This window comes from Paenibacillus taichungensis (genome assembly GCF_050994985.1).
Taxonomy (GTDB): Bacteria; Bacillota; Bacilli; order Paenibacillales; family Paenibacillaceae; genus Paenibacillus; species Paenibacillus taichungensis.
The window spans coordinates 3,419,404-3,439,732 of the sequence record NZ_CP194720.1 but is presented as its reverse complement, the minus strand read 5'-3'; the positions used below and the strand labels follow the sequence as shown (position 1 = coordinate 3,439,732).

At 37.0% G+C, this 20,329-nt stretch carries 29 protein-coding genes and 1 pseudogene; 29 read left to right on the top strand and 1 reads right to left on the bottom strand.

Annotated elements, in window-relative coordinates; all coding sequences use genetic code 11:
* Positions 1-268 precede the first annotated feature (268 nt).
* From ACR1R9_RS15195 to ACR1R9_RS15115, 17 genes and pseudogenes are all read left to right on the top strand, one after another.
* Positions 269-1,000: an alpha/beta hydrolase family protein gene (locus ACR1R9_RS15195; RefSeq protein WP_433923257.1), complete on the top strand. Its 732-nt coding sequence runs from the start codon at positions 269-271 to the stop codon at positions 998-1,000.
* A gap of 238 nt (positions 1,001-1,238) precedes the next feature.
* Complete coding sequence (locus ACR1R9_RS15190; RefSeq protein WP_433923258.1) at positions 1,239-1,748, top strand: DUF1572 family protein; 510 nt, start codon at positions 1,239-1,241, stop codon at positions 1,746-1,748.
* Positions 1,749-1,821: 73 nt separating this feature from the next.
* The gene (locus tag ACR1R9_RS15185; RefSeq protein ID WP_433923259.1) at positions 1,822-2,274 is read left to right on the top strand and encodes a GNAT family N-acetyltransferase; all 453 of its coding nucleotides are present in this window, start codon (positions 1,822-1,824) and stop codon (positions 2,272-2,274) included.
* A gap of 103 nt (positions 2,275-2,377) precedes the next feature.
* Positions 2,378-2,851, top strand: a complete 474-nt coding sequence (locus ACR1R9_RS15180; RefSeq protein WP_175381292.1) for a GNAT family N-acetyltransferase — start codon at positions 2,378-2,380, stop codon at positions 2,849-2,851.
* Positions 2,852-2,962: 111 nt separating this feature from the next.
* Positions 2,963-3,448, top strand: a complete 486-nt coding sequence (locus tag ACR1R9_RS15175; RefSeq protein WP_433923260.1) for an NUDIX hydrolase — start codon at positions 2,963-2,965, stop codon at positions 3,446-3,448.
* A 15-nt stretch (positions 3,449-3,463) separates the two neighbouring features.
* The gene (locus ACR1R9_RS15170) at positions 3,464-3,886 is read left to right on the top strand and encodes a GNAT family N-acetyltransferase (protein WP_433923261.1); all 423 of its coding nucleotides are present in this window, start codon (positions 3,464-3,466) and stop codon (positions 3,884-3,886) included.
* Positions 3,887-4,131: 245 nt separating this feature from the next.
* On the top strand, positions 4,132-4,554 hold the full coding sequence (locus ACR1R9_RS15165) for a DUF1801 domain-containing protein (protein WP_433923262.1): 423 nt from the start codon (positions 4,132-4,134) through the stop codon (positions 4,552-4,554).
* A 33-nt stretch (positions 4,555-4,587) separates the two neighbouring features.
* Positions 4,588-5,019, top strand: coding sequence for an N-acetyltransferase family protein (locus tag ACR1R9_RS15160; protein WP_433923263.1), 432 nt, complete (start codon positions 4,588-4,590; stop codon positions 5,017-5,019).
* An 87-nt stretch (positions 5,020-5,106) separates the two neighbouring features.
* Positions 5,107-5,508 carry an NUDIX hydrolase gene (locus tag ACR1R9_RS15155; protein ID WP_433923264.1) on the top strand — a complete coding sequence of 134 codons (402 nt, stop codon included), beginning with the start codon at positions 5,107-5,109 and terminating at the stop codon, positions 5,506-5,508.
* Between the two features lie 3 nt (positions 5,509-5,511).
* Positions 5,512-5,964: an NUDIX domain-containing protein gene (locus ACR1R9_RS15150; RefSeq protein WP_179087162.1), complete on the top strand. Its 453-nt coding sequence runs from the start codon at positions 5,512-5,514 to the stop codon at positions 5,962-5,964.
* A 53-nt stretch (positions 5,965-6,017) separates the two neighbouring features.
* Complete coding sequence (locus ACR1R9_RS15145; RefSeq protein WP_433923265.1) at positions 6,018-6,479, top strand: GNAT family N-acetyltransferase; 462 nt, start codon at positions 6,018-6,020, stop codon at positions 6,477-6,479.
* A 61-nt stretch (positions 6,480-6,540) separates the two neighbouring features.
* A pseudogene (locus tag ACR1R9_RS15140) lies at positions 6,541-7,095 on the top strand (GNAT family N-acetyltransferase).
* A 29-nt stretch (positions 7,096-7,124) separates the two neighbouring features.
* Entirely contained in the window at positions 7,125-8,009 is an 885-nt protein-coding gene (locus ACR1R9_RS15135; RefSeq protein ID WP_433923266.1) for a hypothetical protein, read from the top strand.
* Between the two features lie 46 nt (positions 8,010-8,055).
* Complete coding sequence (locus ACR1R9_RS15130) at positions 8,056-8,862, top strand: GNAT family N-acetyltransferase (protein ID WP_433923267.1); 807 nt, start codon at positions 8,056-8,058, stop codon at positions 8,860-8,862.
* Between the two features lie 27 nt (positions 8,863-8,889).
* Positions 8,890-9,168, top strand: a complete 279-nt coding sequence (locus tag ACR1R9_RS15125) for a hypothetical protein (RefSeq protein ID WP_063563283.1) — start codon at positions 8,890-8,892, stop codon at positions 9,166-9,168.
* A 12-nt stretch (positions 9,169-9,180) separates the two neighbouring features.
* On the top strand, positions 9,181-9,978 hold the full coding sequence (locus ACR1R9_RS15120; protein WP_433923268.1) for a phosphotransferase: 798 nt from the start codon (positions 9,181-9,183) through the stop codon (positions 9,976-9,978).
* 30 nt (positions 9,979-10,008) lie between these two features.
* Positions 10,009-10,470, top strand: a complete 462-nt coding sequence (locus ACR1R9_RS15115) for a GNAT family N-acetyltransferase (RefSeq protein WP_433923706.1) — start codon at positions 10,009-10,011, stop codon at positions 10,468-10,470.
* Between the two features lie 43 nt (positions 10,471-10,513).
* On the opposite strand, the gene ACR1R9_RS15110 is transcribed toward ACR1R9_RS15115, so the two are convergent.
* The gene (locus tag ACR1R9_RS15110) at positions 10,514-10,861 is read right to left on the bottom strand and encodes a hypothetical protein (RefSeq protein WP_063563286.1); all 348 of its coding nucleotides are present in this window, start codon (positions 10,859-10,861) and stop codon (positions 10,514-10,516) included.
* Between the two features lie 305 nt (positions 10,862-11,166).
* On the opposite strand from ACR1R9_RS15110, the gene ACR1R9_RS15105 reads away from it, so the two are divergent.
* The 12 genes from ACR1R9_RS15105 (at position 11,167) to ACR1R9_RS15050 (ending at position 20,178) form a co-directional block, all read left to right on the top strand.
* Positions 11,167-11,703 carry a GNAT family N-acetyltransferase gene (locus ACR1R9_RS15105; protein WP_076289633.1) on the top strand — a complete coding sequence of 179 codons (537 nt, stop codon included), beginning with the start codon at positions 11,167-11,169 and terminating at the stop codon, positions 11,701-11,703.
* Between the two features lie 213 nt (positions 11,704-11,916).
* A complete protein-coding gene (locus ACR1R9_RS15100) occupies positions 11,917-12,471 on the top strand; it encodes a GNAT family N-acetyltransferase (RefSeq protein WP_433923270.1) in 555 nt (184 codons plus the stop codon).
* A gap of 63 nt (positions 12,472-12,534) precedes the next feature.
* Positions 12,535-13,011 carry a GNAT family N-acetyltransferase gene (locus tag ACR1R9_RS15095; protein ID WP_433923271.1) on the top strand — a complete coding sequence of 159 codons (477 nt, stop codon included), beginning with the start codon at positions 12,535-12,537 and terminating at the stop codon, positions 13,009-13,011.
* Between the two features lie 171 nt (positions 13,012-13,182).
* A complete protein-coding gene (gene cysK / locus ACR1R9_RS15090; protein WP_433923272.1) occupies positions 13,183-14,118 on the top strand; it encodes a cysteine synthase A in 936 nt (311 codons plus the stop codon).
* A gap of 127 nt (positions 14,119-14,245) precedes the next feature.
* Positions 14,246-14,713: a hypothetical protein gene (locus tag ACR1R9_RS15085; RefSeq protein ID WP_433923273.1), complete on the top strand. Its 468-nt coding sequence runs from the start codon at positions 14,246-14,248 to the stop codon at positions 14,711-14,713.
* Positions 14,714-14,786: 73 nt separating this feature from the next.
* A complete protein-coding gene (locus ACR1R9_RS15080; RefSeq protein ID WP_433923707.1) occupies positions 14,787-15,845 on the top strand; it encodes a hypothetical protein in 1,059 nt (352 codons plus the stop codon).
* Between the two features lie 79 nt (positions 15,846-15,924).
* Positions 15,925-16,866 (top strand): GNAT family N-acetyltransferase, encoded by a 942-nt coding sequence (locus ACR1R9_RS15075; protein WP_433923274.1) that lies wholly within the window; start codon positions 15,925-15,927, stop codon positions 16,864-16,866.
* 131 nt (positions 16,867-16,997) lie between these two features.
* Positions 16,998-17,123, top strand: a complete 126-nt coding sequence (locus ACR1R9_RS15070) for a hypothetical protein (RefSeq protein ID WP_281364820.1) — start codon at positions 16,998-17,000, stop codon at positions 17,121-17,123.
* A gap of 24 nt (positions 17,124-17,147) precedes the next feature.
* A complete protein-coding gene (locus tag ACR1R9_RS15065; protein WP_433923275.1) occupies positions 17,148-17,669 on the top strand; it encodes a DinB family protein in 522 nt (173 codons plus the stop codon).
* Positions 17,670-17,810: 141 nt separating this feature from the next.
* Complete coding sequence (locus ACR1R9_RS15060) at positions 17,811-18,257, top strand: hypothetical protein (RefSeq protein ID WP_433923276.1); 447 nt, start codon at positions 17,811-17,813, stop codon at positions 18,255-18,257.
* A 156-nt stretch (positions 18,258-18,413) separates the two neighbouring features.
* A complete protein-coding gene (locus ACR1R9_RS15055; protein ID WP_433923277.1) occupies positions 18,414-19,271 on the top strand; it encodes an MBL fold metallo-hydrolase in 858 nt (285 codons plus the stop codon).
* A gap of 265 nt (positions 19,272-19,536) precedes the next feature.
* Positions 19,537-20,178 carry a FusB/FusC family EF-G-binding protein gene (locus ACR1R9_RS15050; RefSeq protein ID WP_076289644.1) on the top strand — a complete coding sequence of 214 codons (642 nt, stop codon included), beginning with the start codon at positions 19,537-19,539 and terminating at the stop codon, positions 20,176-20,178.
* Positions 20,179-20,329 lie beyond the last annotated feature (151 nt).

Genomic DNA, 20,329 nt, shown 5'->3' with positions numbered 1-20,329 from the left:
GTGAAAAAATGCAAACGATTTAAAACATTTCCCGAAAGTCATGATTCTAAGAATAAAGAAAGAAGGCTGAATTTGGTGCATGACATCTTATTACATTGGAATATTTCAGAATGTATATGGTTTAATCGTGAATACATTATTTTTAGCAAAACCGATTGGTGGAAAAATTGAATATTGTTTAAGGCCGTAGAAAATATGTGAAGAACTGAGTCGCTTAAACTTTGCGATTTCTTCAATATATAATTACATAAAGAATAATGGAGAGCTAATGGATAGTTATTATGAACAATTAATTGCGCGGATTCCTTGTATATGGATTAAGCCTAACTGTCAATCTAAAGGGATACTCATTTTATATCATGGATGGGTTTCAAACATTAAGGATTACATTTTCTTTGGTTCGTTGATTTCTGATTGGGGATACACGGTTATCATACCTGAAATTCCATATCACGGTACCAGAGGGGAGCTTAACTATTTTGATCCTAAAGAAATACAAAAATATTTTTGGAATGTAGTCATTCAGACAGTTGAAGAGGCTGGAGATCTTATTTCTGAATTAACCTTACATGACAAGATAGTGGGAGTTGTCGGTAATTCTACTGGCGGTTTTGCAGCGGCAGGTGTTTATGCAAATAACATAAGTATCAAATCTGCAATAATAATGAACGGTTCATGCGCTTGGGAAAGATTTGAAGAACTCATTTGTGAAAGAGATAGAAGAACACCTTGGACTTCAATAGATAAGGATACAATCTTAAAGCTAGATCCGGCTAAATTAACAAGGAATATGAAGAATAAAGCGATGCTTATTTTACATGGAACAGAAGATACAACTATTCCAATTGATAGTCAGAAGTATTTTATGAATGTCATTGAACAGAACAATAATCTAAATAATTCAGTGCAATTTGTTGAGTACTCCAAAGTAAATCATCAAATTACTTTAGGCATGTTAGAAGAATCAAAGAGATGGTTAGATGAGCGGACACATAATTAAATCCTGAAGATAGTAGTAGCTACTTATAACAAAATAGTCCCATATCAGGGCATTTGCACATCCAGGTCTGGCAGGAGTTCGAGGAGTATTAGAAGAACTAATTGGCAGAGGTTGCAATTGATCCGTTTGCTGAACAACAACATTATAGGAAATCAGCGCAAGGATGTAATGAATTAAAGGAAATACTTTTTCGGTTGTTTAGTAGATTAGCTGAAAAATTATAGACTGGAGTGTGCTCATGGAAATTGAATTAGAAGTAATTCAGAGTATGTTAGTGAAATTTATATCTGAAAGAAAATGGACTCTCCAAGCGATCTCACAATTATCAGAAGAAGATATCACCTGGTCACCAAATCAAGAAAGTAATAGTATTGCAAATCTCGTTGCACATATAAGAGGTTGTGTTCACTCAAGAATTGAAACGATATTTTATGATATTGCTGATTCAAGAGACAGGGATAAGGAATTTGAATTAGGACTTAAAATGTCGATAGAAGAAGCCTATAACATGACCAAGGAATCATTCGATATTATGATTAAATATCTTGAACACCTCAGTTTCAACCCAAGCTTGTTGTTATCTCAACCTTTCATTAATCGTCCCCCTCTTACATTCAGTCAAGTAAATAATGAAACAACGGTTTTGAATCTAATGATAGCAATGGTAAGAGAAATTCATTATCACACGGGTCAAATCATATATGCAGCCAAAACAAGGAGAGGACAGCTGATTTGGCAATACGATTGATATTAACAGAATGTAATAACAAATGTCTGACCTAAAAAGGAGATGGCACCCTATCTATTCTTATAGATCTCTAATGAATGAAGACTTAAAAAGTATAAGTTCTTTTCCTCAGTCAAAGGAAGAATTGTTTTATATTAGTCCCCGGTTTAAATATCCTTTAACACCAGATCAGATATTAAAGCTTCTTAAGAATCGATACGAACCAACAGTTATTGTTAATGAGGAGTCAGGTCAAGCTGTAGCTTATGCCAATTTATATGACTATAAAGATGATGTATGTTGGTTGGGCAACGTTATTGTATCGAAGGATTTTAGAGGAAAAGGTGCTGCTAATTATTTGTTGGAAACGATGATAATGAAGGCGAAATCGATTTATAAAGTTAAACACTTATTATTATCATGTCATAGCACGAATTCAAGAGGACTAGCATTTTATCACAAGCAAGGATTTAAACCCTTTGATATGCGAATAACGGATTTAAATGAACAAAAAATAATAACTATACAAATGAAGTTAAAGATTTAGAATGCATTCAAGAAGAACGAAACCGCATATTATACGTGTATTGTTGGGAACTAACATAGAAGCAAAACACTTAATTAGCTTTTATAACGGAGGATGATATGAAATGGAAATCTCATTATCCAAAGCAGGTCTTAAAGAAGCTTCAATTATTCACGAAATGCAAATAAAAGCATTCATGCCTCTTTTAAATAAGTATAAAGACTATGAAACAAGCCCAGCAAATCAAACGGTAGAACAAATAGAAGATCGAATAAATCAAAGCTATACAGATTATTACCTAATAAGAGAAGCAAATATTCCTGTGGGGGCCATTAGAGTAGTAAAAAAAGAGAATAAAATCTATCGAGTAAGCCCCGTATTTATTTTACCCGATTACCAAGGGAGAGGGATTGCACAAAAAGTATTTTCAATGATAGAAGATAGGTATAGCGATGCGAGAATATGGGAGTTGGCTACAATCTCAGAAGAGCAGAGGAATTGTTACCTTTATGAGAAATTAGGATATAGACAGAAGGGAGATACGAAACAAATTAACGACAAGATGACGATTGTGATTTATGAAAAATGCATGATTTAGGTAATCAAGAAAAAGGTCAAACATTCTAGGTGACAACATTAAAACTGATGAGCAGCTGATAACGTCCCTTGAGTTATAAAGAAAATTTGAAACTAATAAAGGACTGATTGCATGTTCTATGTTAATTCAAGAGCGATCATTGAAAGACCTGGTAACGAAGCAACAGAGATTGTTATACAAAGAAGAACAAAGATAGATTCCTCTTTTCAGTTTGAACTTCCTGGAGGTAGAATTGAACCGTTTGAATCGTTGATCCAAGCTCTGGTAAGAGAGGTTAAAGAAGAAACCGGATTAGATGTTTATGAAATTGAAGGTACTGAAACAAGAATTGATACAACTGGAATTAATCCTGAATTTGAAGTGGAATGTCTTAGACCATTCGCTGCTTATCAAACCATTAAGGGACCAATTGATTCTGTTGGATATTATTTTAGATGTAAGGCAAGTGGAGATTTGCTAGAAGCTGGTGACGAAACAATAGATATTCAATGGATTGACATTAAGAAACTAAATAAATTATTTATGGAGAATTCATTAGATTTTTCTGATGTTGATCGTGCCGGAATTAAGTATTACTTGAATCATCAAGGATTTTGAGAGGAGCTGGGATTGATGGATTTTATATATGGAGAATATCTTATCAGTGATAACAAAGAACTTATGGATATCCATGCGGTAAAGGGTTTCTTAGCTAGAAGCTATTGGGCCAATAAGAGATCCGATGAAAAAATTGAAAAGTCCATCCATTCTTCAATATGTTTTGGGATATATAAAGAGGCAATTCAAGTTGGTTTTGCAAGGGTTGTCACAGATGATGCGACAATGTATTGGCTTTGTGATGTTTTTATTCATGAGGAATATAGGGGCCAAGGACTTGGTAAGAAACTAATTGAAGTGATAACACAATCGGATCGCTTTAAAGATTTAATGGGGTTACTCGGAACATTGGATGCACATGAATTATATGAACAATATCAATTTAATAGAAATAGTGAACGCTTCATGATAAGACTTCCTGATTATTTGAGGGCGTGATGGCATTGAAGAGAGCTGTTTATTTTCTTTCTTTGATCATTGGATTCGTTTTTACAGCCCTAGGAGTACTACCAGCTATTTTTGACCTTCCATACAATGATGAACCAAACTCCGGGCCGGCAAGTTTTTGGGAACTGATTCTAATCATTAGTTACGAACAATGGATATTGTTTCTGATTGTTGGTCTGATATTAAGTCTGTTCCCTGCGTTAAAGCAACGGAAGACATGAAGGGAGATTTTATCAATGTACAAACTTAAAACAAAAGAAACAGACAACAGCGTCATTGAATTTATTGAAAGTGTTGATAGTCCCAAAAAACGTGAAGACGCGTATCAGCTATTAGATATTTTCACTGAAACAACAGGGTATACAGCAAAGATGTGGGGACCGAGTATTATTGGATTCGGCTCCTATCATTATAAATATGAATCTGGTCATGAAGGTGACGCACCCCTGGTGGGCTTTTCTCCTCGAAAAGCAAAAATCAGTTTGTATTTTGCGACAGGTGATACAGAGAGAGAGAATCTGTTAAAAGACTTTGGAAAACATACGACAGGAAAAGCATGTGTATACGTCAATAAACTTGCAGATATCAATCTAGATGTATTACAAGCGTTGATCAACCAATCCATCAAGTTCTTGAAAGAAACCTATCCGGATCATTAATTTCTGTACACTGTTATTATTGGAGGTCACGTAATGAAAGAAGAGAACATTCATATACGTTGGGCGAACGAAAATGATGCAGAGGACCTTCTTAAGCTCAATGATGCTTTTAATGGCATAGGTACATCCGTAGAAGAAGTAATAGATAGCCTTGTTTTATCTAATGAGTTGATTGCTCTAGCTGTGATTGACGATCAGGCAGTTGGATTCGCTTGTGCTCAATATTTTAAATCTTTTTGTTATCTTGCACTCCAGGGAGAAATCACAGAAATGTATATTGCCGAAGTTGCCCGGAGAAGAGGATTAGCTACGTTGCTAATTGCTTTTATAGAGGAGGAACTCAAAGCACGAGGTGTTACCAGTGTAAAAATTCTGACGGGCCAAAGTAATGAAAGGGCTATAAAGACATACGAAAAATCAAACTATGCCAGAACGGAAGAAGTATTGCTACAAAAGAAACTATAAATCACAAAAATATTGGATGATCCAGAGGGGATTTTGGATTAGATATTGCTCTTTGAAATCTAAAACATAAAAAACGGAGGACTTTAAATGAAATTTATTGTGTCTGCAAGTGTGATTGTCCTTAATGAGAACGATGAAATCTTACTTATGAAGGGAAGGAGAGGCTGGGAAATGCCTCAAGGCTGTGTGGAAGAAGGCGAGACCATCACACAAGCTGCTATTCGAGAGGTGAAAGAAGAGACTGGCATTGATATTGAACTTATTAAGTTTTGTGGCCTATATCAGAATACTACGCGGGGAGTATGTAACAATATATTCACTGAAAAACCGATTGGAGGAACTCTAACTACAAGTATTGAAAGTGATGAGGTTGGTTTCTTTGCATTAGAACAAGCCGATGAAATGATAACCTGGGGGAATTTCAAGGAGAGAATTCACAAAGCATTGGATGAGAGCACTCATCCCATTTTAGTTGAGTTCTCTGAATAACATATGGGTGAAGGTATCTTGAAAAACAACATCGTTGTTGTGGTTAAGGGAGTCATTGAAAATAAAGGCAGGGTATTGATATTAAAACGTTCAGGTGCAGATGAAGTTGCCGCTGGGAGCTGGGAAACCGTTGGTGGAAAGATCGATTTTGGAGAAGAATTAGAAGAAGCTTTGGCTCGTGAAGTGAAAGAAGAAGCTGGGCTTAAAGTGAGTGTTGAGAAGTTACTATTTGCTACTACTTTTTTTACGGATCCGCATAGACAGATCGTATTACTGACATATTTGTGCAGAGCGACAGATGACCGAGTGATACTTTCAGAAGAACATAGCGAGTATATGTGGGCAACCCGATCAGAGTTATATGACTATTTACCACAGACTATTTTAAATGATTTTAAAAAATATAACGTAAACGATACAGTTGAAATCATAGCTAAACAATATGGACTCAAGTAACTCATTAATCTACTCCAATGAAATATAATTCGGCAAACGAAAGGGATATTTGAATGAACCCAATTACTATAGAACCAATCGATAAAACGAATTGGGAAGAGGCGATCGCGATATCTTTACTTGAAACGCAAGTAAATCTTGTACCGACGGTCATCGAATCTTTAGCATATGCCTACGTGAAGCCGTGGGATGCAGCTTTTGATCCATATCTTTTGCGTGAAGGCGATAAAGCTTTCGGTTTTTTCTATTTATCCTACACACCAGCAAGTACGGATAATTATTGGATTGGAGGATTTCAAATAGATAAGGACTATCAAGGAAAAGGATTAGGGAATCAATCACTTTATACGATACTTGAATGTATCCAGGAAAAGCATCCCCAATGTCAAATCATCTCACTAACCGTAGAAAAAAGTAATGCACATGCAAGAGCCTTATATGAGAAGATAGGATTTATTGATCAGGAATTGGAAAATCAGGATGGTGAAGTGATATATAAAATGAAATTGAAATAAACAGAAATCGGTCATTTTGAAGGTGCAATGATCCATTTTCATAAAAAAAGGCGGGGATAGTATGGTGTACAACGATCTCAATAAAACGATGACCACAGAAAGGCTGCTGTTAAGATTATTTACGTAATCAGATGCTGAAACCGTTACCAGACTATGTAATGACTACAACATTTATAAGAGCACACTCACATTACCCTACCCATATACATTAGATTGTGCATTGTCTTGGATAGAGCACCATAACGAAAATTTTAATGCGGATAAATGTTATGAATTTGCTATTTGTGATAGGGAAACAGGTGATTTGTACGGGGCAATAGCATTATCTAATCAACAACGTTACGATAACGGGGAGGTATCTTATTGGGTAGGTCAGCCGTTTTGGGGAAAAGGTTATGCAACGGAAGCAGCTAAAGCCATGTTAGACTTCGCTTTTGATGTAAAAAAATATCATAAGGTATATGCGCGACACTTTGCTTCTAACCCGGCATCCGGACAAGTTATACAGAAGATTGGCATGATACAAGAAGGAATACTGATGGATCATGTCAAGAAAGAAGACCGGTATGAGGATCTGATTTACTACGGAGTAGTGAGAAATAAAGTGGAAATATAAAATTCAAACCCAACGCGGAGGAATACATATTGAAAATTAAACCGGGTAAAAAAGTTTTACTTTCATGGATGGATTGTTATGTACCGGAAAAAGATTTGTTTTTCCTATCAAAAGAACATCTTGATTATGAATTTGACTTTACCGATGTACTTTTAATGCCAAAAGAGGAGTTCTATAACCACAGCACATATAGGCAAGTGAATTATGTGAACGGTTATGAGTACTGGAATATTAAGAACGATGATTATGTAATCATTGCGGATAAAGAATGGATAGAAGCGATTCCCGAAGAACAGAAACGATTTTTATTAAATGCACAAGTGGACAGTGGTAGAGGGCATGTTTTCCCTGTTAAATTTGTACATGATTTGGCGGAAATACCTGCAAGCTATGTGATTGATGGGCACGTTATCCTTCAGCGCTTCATGTGGGAAAATCTAGACAAATCTTGTAAAGAACAGATACTTACGACATTGGTTTACGAATGGTGGGATAAAGGGGAATGTGAGAAGCCACCTGAGTCGCTACCTGATTTTCTAAAACCATATGCCAATTCGTTTGCTAGTTCCCAAGGTGCAAATTGCCTCGCAGCTGTCTTGTTTGCAATCTCCAAAGGGAAACAGGAGTGGTTTATCTATGAATGGGTACATCAAAAAACGTTTCTAGAGAAATTAAAAAAGTATGATTACGAGGAGTTATTAACTGACGAACTACATCATGGGGACGTTGTCCTATGGACAGATGAGAATGGGATCATTCAACATGCAGCATATCATCTGGGAGAAGAACTATATTTCAATAAAGATGGGCAAACGATATTCAACCCATGGAAGATACTCTCTAAAGAGCAGCTGTATAAGGAGTGGGAGCATCTTACCATTGTAAAGTATAGGCCATGTAATGAATTATTTTGATGGGGATTAAAATGGAGTTCCCGTACTTTTATTTGGAGGTAAAGACATGAATCGACTGATTCCATCCATAGATTTAATTAAAGAAATTGAACTCTCTGAAATCGATTATATGACAGATCGGATGCTTGCTATTCAGAGTCGGGACAACAATCCGGAAGGAATTGAGGTTCAGCAATTTGGAAATGCCATCTGTTTCTACAGTAAAACCATGCCATGGCCCACGTTCAATACAGTGAAGGGCTTAACGAATAATGATCTGGAACATCTGGATGCTATCATTGATTTTTATAGACAGCGTGATCGAAAGGTTCAGTTCGAAGTCATTCCATCTGTGGTGGATCAGAACTTCTTGAAACATTTAACCGACTTAGGCATGTATACATCGGGATTTCATTCATCTCTGATCATCAAACCAGAAGAAAAAAAGAATCACTCAGATCATATCCATATTCAAGAACTTGAAGAGGATCAATTCGAGCTATACGCGACCATTCATTGCAGGGGGACCGGTTTGTCGGATGATGGTATCCCTTATGTCGCCCAGAATAATAAGGTTCTTTATCACCGTCCAGGTTGGAAATTTTACATCGCATATGTCAATGACATTCCTGCAGCGGTAAGTGTTCTGTTTATTAAAAATCAAAAGGCATCCTTAACCTTTGCAGCAACATTACCTGAGTTTAGAAATCAGGGTGTACATCAGCAGCTTTTGAATAGAAGAATAACGGAAGCCTTGAATAAGGAATGTAATCTGGTGGTAGGGCAATGTTCTTTTTTATCTCAAAGCCATCGAAATATGGAGCATGTGGGCATGAAGTTGGGATATATCCGAACAGCATGGACGGAAAGATAAAAACTGGATTGAATTAGGAGGTAGCTCATGAACAATACAAATAAAATCCTGGGTGCGGTTCTCATGATTAGCAGTATTTTTATTTCAACCTTAGATAGAATTTCCGTGAGAATATCTACAGCCATAGTGGAAGCGGGATACGCTTCAGGTGGGAAAACACGCGAGATAATCCCAGCAAGTGATAATGGTTTCACAGGTTTTCTCGTATATTTCTTATTTTTCGTCGGATTTGTGTTATTGATTGCTGGATTCCCTGGGAATCCCAGAAAGGATAAAACAAATAGGTACACACAAAACCGATCTTAGGAGGGGTTCATTTTGCCTGAGTACGAAGAAGCCCTAAACGGAGGCAATGTGAATAAGGTTGTAAAAGTAGGTAGCACAGTTCGGCGTGATGCTATACCGAATCCGTATATATATGAATTGCTTAAGCACCTTGAAAAGGTGGGCTATGCGCATTCCCCTAAATATTTGGGAGTAGATGAGCATGGCAGAGAAATCCTTTCTTACCTGGATGGTGTGGTTTCGGGGAATGAATATCCTGAGATTGAAAGTTATATGTGGTCTGATGAGACCTTAGACAAAATAGCGAAACTTTTAAAAAGCTATCATGATGCTACAGTGGATTTTGTTACATCTACGGTTTCTTTAAATAATTGCCCATTGATATCTTCAGAGGAAGAAGTAGTCTGCCATAACGATTTTGCATTGTATAACGTTGTATTTAAAGATCGGCTGCCTGTAGGAATCATCGATTTTGACATGGCAGGGCCTGGTCCGCGTCTATGGGATATCGTTTACAGCTTGTATACCTCTGTCCCATTAGCAGGTTTTTCACCGGGTAAAGATGAAAGAGAAGTCGTTCCATATAATAAACAGGATCATGCATCTGAGCGGAAAAGACGTATAGCGTTATTTTTTAACGCTTATGGTATGGATGTGCCGACAGATCTGAAGGAATGGGTGATTTCTCGAATTCATTTCATGTGTACCACACTATCTGATCGGGCGGCGTCAGGAGAAACAGCTTTTATCAAAATGGTTGAAGAGGGTCATCTGGCTCATTATGAGAAGGAAGTAAGGTTCCTTGAGAAACATTTTGGTGACTGGGGTTAATTGAAATAAAAAAAACGAAACGAGTGATATATTGTGATCAGATTAATACCTACTACTAGAGAGAATTGGAAAGATGCATTAAATTTACAAGTTCAAGCCAATCAAAATCATTATGTTCCATCAGTAGCCGTGTCCCTAGCGAAGGTGCACATTCGTCCAGATGGGGATGAGTACAAGTATCTACCATTTTGCATATATAACACGGAGGATACCTTAGTGGGTTTTGTTATGATCACAGTCGATGAAACAACAGCTTGGTCCTATTGGTTAAATGGTTTTATGATCGATGTAAGCTACCAAGGTAAAGGATATGGAAGAGCAACGCTAGATGCAGTACTTAGCTATATAAAAGAGAACTATGTCCATAGCAAGTGTCTGAATTTAACGGTGTGTGCAGATAATGGAGTTGCCAGAAAACTTTATGAAAAAATGGGATTTTCAGAGACCGGAGACGTATATGATGATGAAATTGTATATCGATTCGTTTTTTAATTTAACGAAAGAGGTGCAGTGATGATATATCGGAGAAAGACTCCTACTTCTGTTTAACCAGTACAACACCGATGATGATGACCACAAGCCCAATCCACGTTTTCCAAGAAGGTACTTCCTTCATAAACCAATATCCCATCCATATGGAGATGAGCACTTCTATGCATTTGGCAATGACCAGAACATAGCCCAGTTGGCTGACAGCTTTCATTCCAAACTTGACGCCGTATCCTACGCTCAGATTAGCGGCGAGAAATAAAGGCAGCATCCAAAGATGGAATTTAAATGTGGACCAGAACTGAGTGTCAATATGCTTACTTTGATATGAAAAAATAATGTTGATACAGGCTAAGCCAGCAAACATGAGCACAAAGCTGATAAGGTACAGCATAACATCACTCCCAAGGATAAGTAGTATGATTAATGTTTCCTCGAACCAAAAATTTTATCCATGGGCATGAAATGATGTTAGCGAAGATGAGTGGACTAGCTAAACCGATGATAGTGAGGTTGTTTCGACGGGTCAATGATTCCAAAAATCAGACGATATTCGTTACGTTCAGTCAAGTAATCTGGAAAACATTTCTATGATGAATTTTACATAAAAGCAATATAGAATTCATTAAATTCCACACGTCCTTTTATATACTTAGTTTGTTTGACTCAGCGAACTAAAAGGACTAGGTGGTCGTTTAAATGTTAAAAAAACGAGACTTGCACGAATGCCACTCACTGCATGATTTAATGGTCGACCCCGCTGTTTTTCCATACGTTCGTCATAAGTGCCGATCTTATGAGGAATATTTATTTGCTACTAAACAGGTGATTGATGAAGAAGAGCAAAACACATGTATTTCCAGAACGATCCTTAATGAGCTGGGACATCCCATCGGAACCATTGATTTATATCACATGGAACATAATACAGGTTTTCTTGCAACATGGATTGGAGCCCCTTATTTCGGAAAAGGTTACAATCAACGAGCAAAGGAAGCCTTCTTCGCTGAGTTGTTTCTTCAACATGAAATTGAAACAGTCTTTCTTAAAATTCGAAAACAAAACATTCGATCCAAGAAAGCGGTTGGAAAATTGCCTTATGTCAAATTAGTCATTGATATTCACCACGAAGTGTATAAGTTGATAAACAATACGGAACAAATCTATGATTTGTATTATGTGAATCGTTCTGACTTTATGGCAAATGAAGAGATGAACCATGTAGTTGCTACGTAACAACTAATTTCGATATCTATTCAAACGAAATCCCGCCAGGTTTGTCCTGTCGGGATTATTATTATTTTCTTTTGAGAATTATTAATTTTGCAGATAGGAAACAATAAGTAGGGATGCAGGAATATGGAAATTAAGGTCGAAAGAAGAGATATAAGCAAGAATGAAACAACGTTATAAGCAAATCGTAAAGTATTTTAATTCTGAGGTGATGTAATGGAGATCAAAAAAATAGAGAAACTATCCAATGAAGATTGGCTTCAACTTGGAAGCTTTGGATATAAATCAACTCAAAAATATGAGCTTACCAGAAAAGAGACACAAGATTCCTTTAGTATGAATTTAAAGTTGATAAATTTGGATGACATCTACGAAAAAGAAGAATTGAACAGCACAGATGATTTGGAACGATATGAAGAAATCATACAACTGGGATTTTCTTATGGAATATATATAGATGGGAAAATCATAGCGCTCGCCATTTCTGAACCACAAACTTGGAATAATACGCTGATGATATGGCATCTTCAGGTGAATGAAAAATACATAAGAAAAGGATATGGGAGACTGTTGATCAATAAAGTGAATGAGATTGCCCAGGAACAAGGTTTCAGAGCGATCACGTTAGAAACCCAGAATACGAATGTTCCAGCCATTCATTTTTACAAGCAATGTGGTTATCAAATTGAAGGAATTGATGTATCACTATATTCAAATAATCATAGTCAAAACGAAGAAATAGCTTTGTATATGAGAAAGAAGATCCAATAAGAGTAACTGGGTATTACCTTGAAACCGCTTAAATCTATAATGTTTGGTGAGGAGAGAGTCTGCATGATTACGCTCAGAAAAATAACACTAGATAACCGACGATCTATATTTAACTTGGAAGTTTCAGAAGAGCAGCGACAATATGTTGCATCAAACCTATCAAGTGTAGCATCGTGTTATGTTCTTGCAACCAATGGCGGCTCCCCATTCCCACTTGCAATTTACGCAGATGAGCAACCTGTAGGTTTTGTAATGATAACTTACGGAATCACGGGTTATGATCTTCCTGTCATTGCTGACAATAGCTATTGTATTTTGCGACTGATGATTGACAAGCAGTACCAGAGTATGGGTTATGGCCGGGAAGCATTAAAGAAAATATTGGAGTTTATTCGAACTTTCCCAGCTGGACCTGCACGTTATTGTTGGATTCCATATAGTCCTGATAACTTGGCTGCCAAAAAGCTATATGAGAGCTTTGGATTCCTTGAAAATGGTGAAGTGTGCCATGACGAGCTCATAACAGTATTGGAACTTTGATCTCTATTTTTAGATGAGAATTTTATAACAAAGGTTTCACGCTCAGTTTAATAACTCTTGCTTTCCTATGTTATAAAGTAGAAGTTCAATAGTTGTATTATTTTACCATAAATGATAACGTGATATTAAAACCAACTAATTTAGTTGGAAATGTATTTTGGAGGTATGACCATGACTAATATTGCGAAGAATCTTACAGATCTGATTGGAAATACACCGCTATTTGAGCTTTCTAATTTTGCGAGAAAGTATCAAGTCGAGGCGAAGATCATTGCTAAATTGGAATACTTTAATCCAGCAGGTAGTGTAAAAGATAGAATCGGATATGGAATGATTAAAGATGCTGAAGAGAAGGGGTTAATTAACCAAAATTCAGTGATCATAGAACCGACTAGCGGAAATACAGGTGTAGGACTTGCTTTTGCAGCTGCTGCATTAGGATACAGATTAATCATAACACTACCTGAGAGTTTCAGTGTAGAACGTAGGAAGCTGTTGATCGCTCTGGGAGCAGAACTAGTTCTTACACCTGCCACAGAAGGAATGTCTGGAGCCATCAAAAAGGCTGAAGAAATTGCGGCTACAATCCCTAATTCATTTATACCTCAACAGTTTAAAAATCCAGCAAATCCACAAGTACATAAGGTAACAACCGCAGAGGAGATTTGGAGAGATACCGAAGGCAAAGTGGATATTTTTATTGGTGGAGTTGGTACAGGCGGAACCATATCAGGAGTTGGCGAAGCACTTAAACAAAGAAAAGAAGATGTGAAGATTATAGCTGTAGAGCCTTCGGATTCCCCGGTACTTTCTGGAGGTACTAAAGGAGTGCATACCATTCAAGGAATTGGTGCCGGTTTTGTTCCCGACAATTTTAATAGATCTGTAGTTGATGAGATCGTACAGGTAAGCAATGAAGATGCATTTGAAACAGCACGTTTTTTAGCTAAATCCGAAGGGTTATTAGTTGGTATTTCGTCTGGTGCTGCTGCATATGCAGCAGTGCAAATTGCAAAAAGGCCAGAGAATAAAAATAAAAGTATAGTTGTTCTATTTCCGGATACAGGTGAACGATATTTATCAACAGACCTTTATCCAGAAGCATAAGACGGAAATGTTAAGCTGCCCTCACCGCTTAAAAGCATCGTTGCCGTTTCTTTGAAGAATTTAAACTGGTGAGGGCATGGATTAACAAACATAATATGCAACCTGGAAAATATTGGAGGTATTTTCGGTGAAGAGAAGGCGGAAGATAGTAGTTGCTTTATCACTCATTGTATCTGGAATCATTGGTGTATATTTAATATTGAATCAATACATAGTGCTTGATCGAACGAGTCAAGAATTGGCCATTTATGAATTCGTTTCATCCCAAGCTGATGTGGAGGTTTTAGTTGAAGGAACAGGTAAACAAAATATACTAGGAGACAGAGTCTCTACCAAGATAAAAATTGTAAACATCTTATTTAATAATACCTCCAGTAATCTTGTTGAGGGAAATGAAATTAAAGCTAATGAGTATTTAGTAGTGCATCATAATAGACAAGTGAGTGGACTGCAATGGACCCCAGGAAGAAGTATCTTCAGTATGGGCACAAGCTACAAACGCTTGAAGAAAGGTGAACAACAAACAATTCACTTAAAACTTAATAAAGAAACAAATCAATTTTGGATAATGCCTGAAGAGTTAATTATAAAATGAATTTAAGGCTAATCAATGAAGTTATGGAATCATACATTCAAGTCAATCTACAAATATTATAAGGGTGAATGCAATGACTGTTGGAAAAAAGGTTTTTGTTTTAAAGGATGAATCACGTATTGATCCGATAAGTAAGGAAACCAGAGAAGTGCTCATTAGTATATACTATCCTTCCAATCCAGTGGAGCATGAGTCGAAGTATATTTCGTTATTTGAACCTAATATCTCTTCCGCTGTTGATATGCTCTCTAGTATGGGAGTGGATAAGGATTATATATGTAATCTGGATACAAAAATACATAATGATGAGAGTGTTGATATTACGGCTAAAAACTGTCCCATTATTTTTGTAGCTCCGGCTTTTGGTGTCGTTAGAGATATGTATTCCTTTTGTGTAGAACATTTAGTCGGGTGCGGATTTGTTGTCATTACTATAGGAGCCACTCATGAATCTATATTTTCCATTTTTCCTGACGGTCGCTTTGTCCAGCAATCCAAAGAGATATCCGAAATAGAAAGTTTAGATATTCATTCTTGGAAACAATTATTGAAGCTTAGAGTTGAAGATATCAGTTGGGTTTTGAAAAATGTAGATAAAGTCTTGGATTCAGATAAGGGTCTTAAGGCCATAGTGGATGTGAATGAAATGGGGATCATTGGTCATTCATTAGGTGGGGCTGCTGCTTATGAATTGCTTAAAAGAGAAAAGAGAATTAAGGCTAGCATTCTATTAGATCCTAGTTTCCATTTAATGACGACGAGTAAGGAAGAGAGAGTAACTATTCCGTTATTGGTAGCTCGGCAAGAGAAATGCTCGTTTGAAGAACTGGAAAATGAAATCTCTCCAGACCTATTGCCTTTGTTACTAGGTAGGTATGAGTCTTTGTTTAACTCGAGTGATCTGAATAGTTCATTTATTAAATTAAACGGTACTCATCATATGACTTTTAGCGATATTCCGATACATTACAACGAAGATGGGATAGAACAAAAGCATTCCACTATTAATAAGTATATCTCTGCTTTCCTTGAGGAGCATTTAAAGAAGGAAGAAAGTAAATTTCATGAGCTGCTGAAAAATAAGATTAATGATGGAATTGATCAATTAAATAGCAAAGGACATGTTATTTAAGGAGGGGACTAGAAATGTTCAGATAACACATGCCTTAAATATTTTGTGGGTAGTTAGCATTGATGAGGAGGAATGACGCATGGAATTAAATAATTGGTCTGAGGAACTTTATTCTTATGATTTATCAAATGAATATTCCATTCAAAAGGCTGAGCCCGAAGAATGGGGACTGTATTGTTCCGTCTATTATAATATGGCCTATACTGGATTTTTTAGAGAGGAAGACTACTTCAATGTTTCGCGGAATAACTCTTTCTGGATTTATAAAGGAGAGTCAAAAATCGGTGGGGTAAGGATGGCACCCAATACGTTATATCATCTATTCTTTATGCCCCCATTCAATGATTCATTTGAGGTACTGAAGCTTCTTAAAAGAATACTCATAAAATGGTCTGATGCAACTCAACGTATCAAGATATATGAAATTCTCCCCGATCAAGTACATTTATTTACGAGGGCTGGATTCTGGCCAGATGAGTTCAGATGTCGCTGGATGCAGCGCCCGACAGATCATTTCAATGTGCGTTGGGATCATGATTTTATAGTTAAGAGCCCCGAAATTATTGAGAATGAAACGGGTGCTAAGCAATACATTAATGAAGATGAAATCGCTCAGTGTGACTTTGACAGCTTTGTAGGAGGTTTTGAAGCCTTACGCAGAAAGAAAACATCCCTTGAAGACTTTATCCCGAACGAAGAAATCTATTTTACCAACGAGGACCTAACGCAAGCTTCTACACTTGTATATGATAAGGTTACTGGACAGCTCGTAGCCAACTGTCGCCTTTGTTTGCAGGATAATCAAGCAGCAGTATACAGCATCGGAGTCAACCCCGCTTACAGAGGAAAAGGACTTGCTACACACATGCTGCAAAGAGCCCTGACTTCTCTTAAAGACAAGTATCCAGTTCTAAGGTTATATGTCATGGAAGGCAATGATGCCGAATCAGTTTATTTTAATCTTGGATTTGTTCCTGGCGTTCAAGAGATACAAACGATGTATGTTCCTGTACATGAGTAGTCACGGTTAAATAATCAACTATCAACCCGAATGGATCTCTTTGAATGGGGCAGCATCGCTGTTTCTAATCTCTCGGGTTTCTGTTGCTTGAGGAAAGGATGGTTATTATTGGGAATATATTAATGTTGGTAGTGTCTATGTTTTTTGGTATTTTTGTTGTGAAAATCGGAATGGATAATTCCAAGAGTAATCAGTACACCAAAGAAATATTGCAAGAACTAAGAGAAATCAAGGAGATTCTAAGGGAAGAACGATGAAGACAACCTCAAGGAGGCGTTAGGGTGCTTTATGATTTAAAAGGCGAAGCCAATATGTCACCTGTTGTTGGGTTGTTATTTGCTGCGGTTATAGAAAACAGCCAACGACTCCAACGAATCACGGAAGGTATGTCGCAAGAAGAAATAGATTATAAAGGACCTAATAACAACTTCAATAGTACCGCTCAATTAATAAAACATATCACCTACGTCGATCTGAATTGGGCTTATCGAATAAAGGGACGACCACTTCCTCAAAACTTAAGAGAGCAACATGGTCCTATGATTGATGAAAATGGCAGACTTCCGATGGTTCAGGAAATATCTTTGAGTACACTTATGTCGACGTATGTAGGTGTCATAACCATGTTAAAGGACGCGTGTACACAATTAACGGATGATGATCTAGCGAGGATTGTCACTTTTGGACATGAGAATGAGAAGCAAGCGACCATACGCTGGGGTATTTGGCATATGGCTGACCACAGTCGTTATCATCAAGCCCACATTAATCAACTTCGAAGATCGTATCATGAGGCTCACTAAAGAACGTTGAAAAAGTGGTATTCGTATTGCATTTGCTTTTGAACAGCTAACAGCTCATAGAAAAAAGCCGAACTTATAACATTGGAAGAGCGTCTAATATATAACATCGTTAAAATTTCGGTTTTTAGGAGCTATTCAATAATGAAGAAAATAAGTACTTATATTATAGTTTTATTAACATTGAGCTTAATCATTCTGGGTTTTAAATTTGTTGAATCTCAAAATCAAAGAAGAGAGCTTCAGAATTCTATTGATAATTCATTCAGATATGAAATAAGTAATGTCCTGCACAGCTTTAGTATGGTTGTTAATGATTATACGTATAGATCAATGATATCAAGTGTGTCTAATGCAGCTGCGATATCGGAACTAACTTCTTTTGAGAAACTGAATGATGATTTAGATATTAGTTTGAACCAATTATATATCTCTCTTAGAGAGGAAAGATCCAAAGACAAAGTCTTATCACGAATAGAAGAACTTAGAGAAATATTTAGTATGTTGGTCAGGGATCCGATAAACCATGAGGCAACAGACAGAATATTTCAGATCACCAATGATACATTTTTTAATGCAAAAGAAAAATGAGCATCTGGTGAGATGAGGAACATTCAGTTCATGTGAAAAACAAAGGAGGTGATTCCATTGGTAAACAAATAAAATGAGAAAATCTAAATGTTGATTTAAATAAGCATGCAGATTTTCTCTCTTATGATCAAGAATTTATTATAGAGGAGAATGAACATGCTAAATCAATTAAGTGAAACGATCTATTATCTATCTAACCAAAATGATAAAGAAAGACCGACATTGGGGTTAGTTTGCGGTGATAAATACAGCCTCGTCGTTGACGCTGGAAATTCGGTTCAACATGCAAGGGATTTCTTACATGAGATAGAGAAGTTAAACGTTCCGCCCGTTAAATATGTGGCCATCACTCATGCCCATTGGGATCATTTTTTAGGAATGAATGAATACGGAGCTACGATTATTATGAATAGTCTAACTAACCAAAAGATGAATGATTGGCGGAACTATTCTTACGATGACCACTCTCTACAGGAGTATGTGCATTCCAAGAAGATGACCACACTGTGCATGGAAACGATACAACATGAAATACCGGACAGAGACACATTTCAATTAAGCCACCCGGATATCATTTTTGAAGAATCACTTCATGTGGATTTAGGAAATAAAGTGTGTATTCTGGAAACCATTCGCAGCACCCATACCGATGATTCAACCATTGTATATATTCCGGATGAAAAGGTCATTTTTCTGGGCGACAGTGCTTACAACACAACTACAAATTCGTTATATCATGTCAAGCAAGACAAGTTATTGCCTATGATTGAGGACATTCAGCAATATGATGCGGTTCATTTCTTGCTTGGTCATGAGTCGATCTGTGACGTGGAGGAGATGGCTACGTATTGGAGAGAGCTCATCTCCGCCAATAATGCTGTGAAATCCACATCCTTAGAGGAAGCGATTGAGCGATTTGAGGCAGCCAATGATCGGAAAGCAAATGACAATGAGCTTTTCTTCTTACAAGGATTTGTGAATGATCAGATATTACAATCAAAAACAACGGCATAAAAGAACATCCATGAAAACTCATTTCAATTGATCCATATGAAGTTCTCTGATATACTTTTCGCATGATATTTGATTGGGGGTTACTCAGATGGCAATGCTGAATTGCTCGTTAGCTAGAAATAACTCATGCAAAGCCTGATCGGGGGCGATACTTTGCGTGGGGCGCGATAGCTTAGATTCTTTCGCCCATACTTAATATTATCGTTTCTAATAACAGGCTTTGCCCTTATTGATTTTTTTTACAAAAAATAAGGAGCTGAAAGCTATGAGTACACCATTTATTAGAAACCACCAATATAATTTGATTAAAAGACAAGCGGAATTTGTTCGCAAAACCGTGCAATCCGCCGCGGATCGCAGGGTTCTGGAGACTGTAAGATACAGTGCTGCAACAAACATCATTGATGCATTTACGGATCTGACAGAGAATCAGCAGCAAATGCTGGAGCAAATCTCGTCGCTGGAGACAACAGACGATTTTCAACGGTATATGAAAGCACTAGAACCATACCTGGAGTTGTATCCACCGATTACGTTGAAACAAATTCAGAAGTTATTTCCGAAGAACAAAAAGATGAAAATGCCTGATTTAACATCCATTGATTTTCGATATGTAACATATCTGAGCTGGGTAGATATTGCAACGAATAAATTATTCGTTGTGTATCCGTTCGAAGGACAGTTTATCGGTATTGAGGGAAGAATAACGCCGACACACAAGAAGGGGTACTGCCTATTCTGTAATCGGCATCAAGAGCTTGCATTCTTCACGGTCAAGACCAAGAACGCTTTACCGGATAATTATTCTGCGATTGGTCAATACGTATGCATGGAGAACCAAGGATGTAATCACAGCATTACCAATACAGAATCGCTGGAGAAGTTCATTCTCTCCGTTCGTAAATAAGGTTATATCAAGTAAAGGGCTGCCTGCAAAGGCGGCCTTTTTTGCTTAAGTTTTCATTTTTCAAGGGTATTCAGAAATCATTGGAAAAAGAGGTTGAACATTGTTAACATGTAATCATAGACAAATACTATGAAATCGTGAGGACATCAAA

Coding starts and splice junctions, on each gene's coding strand:
- ACR1R9_RS15195 (WP_433923257.1), top strand. CDS start 269: ATGGATAGTTATTATGAACAATTAATTGCGCGGATTCCTTGTATATGG.
- ACR1R9_RS15190 (WP_433923258.1), top strand. CDS start 1,239: ATGGAAATTGAATTAGAAGTAATTCAGAGTATGTTAGTGAAATTTATA.
- ACR1R9_RS15185 (WP_433923259.1), top strand. CDS start 1,822: ATGAATGAAGACTTAAAAAGTATAAGTTCTTTTCCTCAGTCAAAGGAA.
- ACR1R9_RS15180 (WP_175381292.1), top strand. CDS start 2,378: ATGGAAATCTCATTATCCAAAGCAGGTCTTAAAGAAGCTTCAATTATT.
- ACR1R9_RS15175 (WP_433923260.1), top strand. CDS start 2,963: ATGTTCTATGTTAATTCAAGAGCGATCATTGAAAGACCTGGTAACGAA.
- ACR1R9_RS15170 (WP_433923261.1), top strand. CDS start 3,464: ATGGATTTTATATATGGAGAATATCTTATCAGTGATAACAAAGAACTT.
- ACR1R9_RS15165 (WP_433923262.1), top strand. CDS start 4,132: ATGTACAAACTTAAAACAAAAGAAACAGACAACAGCGTCATTGAATTT.
- ACR1R9_RS15160 (WP_433923263.1), top strand. CDS start 4,588: ATGAAAGAAGAGAACATTCATATACGTTGGGCGAACGAAAATGATGCA.
- ACR1R9_RS15155 (WP_433923264.1), top strand. CDS start 5,107: ATGAAATTTATTGTGTCTGCAAGTGTGATTGTCCTTAATGAGAACGAT.
- ACR1R9_RS15150 (WP_179087162.1), top strand. CDS start 5,512: ATGGGTGAAGGTATCTTGAAAAACAACATCGTTGTTGTGGTTAAGGGA.
- ACR1R9_RS15145 (WP_433923265.1), top strand. CDS start 6,018: ATGAACCCAATTACTATAGAACCAATCGATAAAACGAATTGGGAAGAG.
- ACR1R9_RS15130 (WP_433923267.1), top strand. CDS start 8,056: ATGAATCGACTGATTCCATCCATAGATTTAATTAAAGAAATTGAACTC.
- ACR1R9_RS15125 (WP_063563283.1), top strand. CDS start 8,890: ATGAACAATACAAATAAAATCCTGGGTGCGGTTCTCATGATTAGCAGT.
- ACR1R9_RS15110 (WP_063563286.1), bottom strand. CDS start 10,861: ATGCTGTACCTTATCAGCTTTGTGCTCATGTTTGCTGGCTTAGCCTGT.
- ACR1R9_RS15105 (WP_076289633.1), top strand. CDS start 11,167: ATGTTAAAAAAACGAGACTTGCACGAATGCCACTCACTGCATGATTTA.
- ACR1R9_RS15100 (WP_433923270.1), top strand. CDS start 11,917: ATGGAGATCAAAAAAATAGAGAAACTATCCAATGAAGATTGGCTTCAA.
- ACR1R9_RS15095 (WP_433923271.1), top strand. CDS start 12,535: ATGATTACGCTCAGAAAAATAACACTAGATAACCGACGATCTATATTT.
- cysK (WP_433923272.1), top strand. CDS start 13,183: ATGACTAATATTGCGAAGAATCTTACAGATCTGATTGGAAATACACCG.
- ACR1R9_RS15080 (WP_433923707.1), top strand. CDS start 14,787: ATGACTGTTGGAAAAAAGGTTTTTGTTTTAAAGGATGAATCACGTATT.
- ACR1R9_RS15075 (WP_433923274.1), top strand. CDS start 15,925: ATGGAATTAAATAATTGGTCTGAGGAACTTTATTCTTATGATTTATCA.
- ACR1R9_RS15060 (WP_433923276.1), top strand. CDS start 17,811: ATGAAGAAAATAAGTACTTATATTATAGTTTTATTAACATTGAGCTTA.
- ACR1R9_RS15055 (WP_433923277.1), top strand. CDS start 18,414: ATGCTAAATCAATTAAGTGAAACGATCTATTATCTATCTAACCAAAAT.
- ACR1R9_RS15050 (WP_076289644.1), top strand. CDS start 19,537: ATGAGTACACCATTTATTAGAAACCACCAATATAATTTGATTAAAAGA.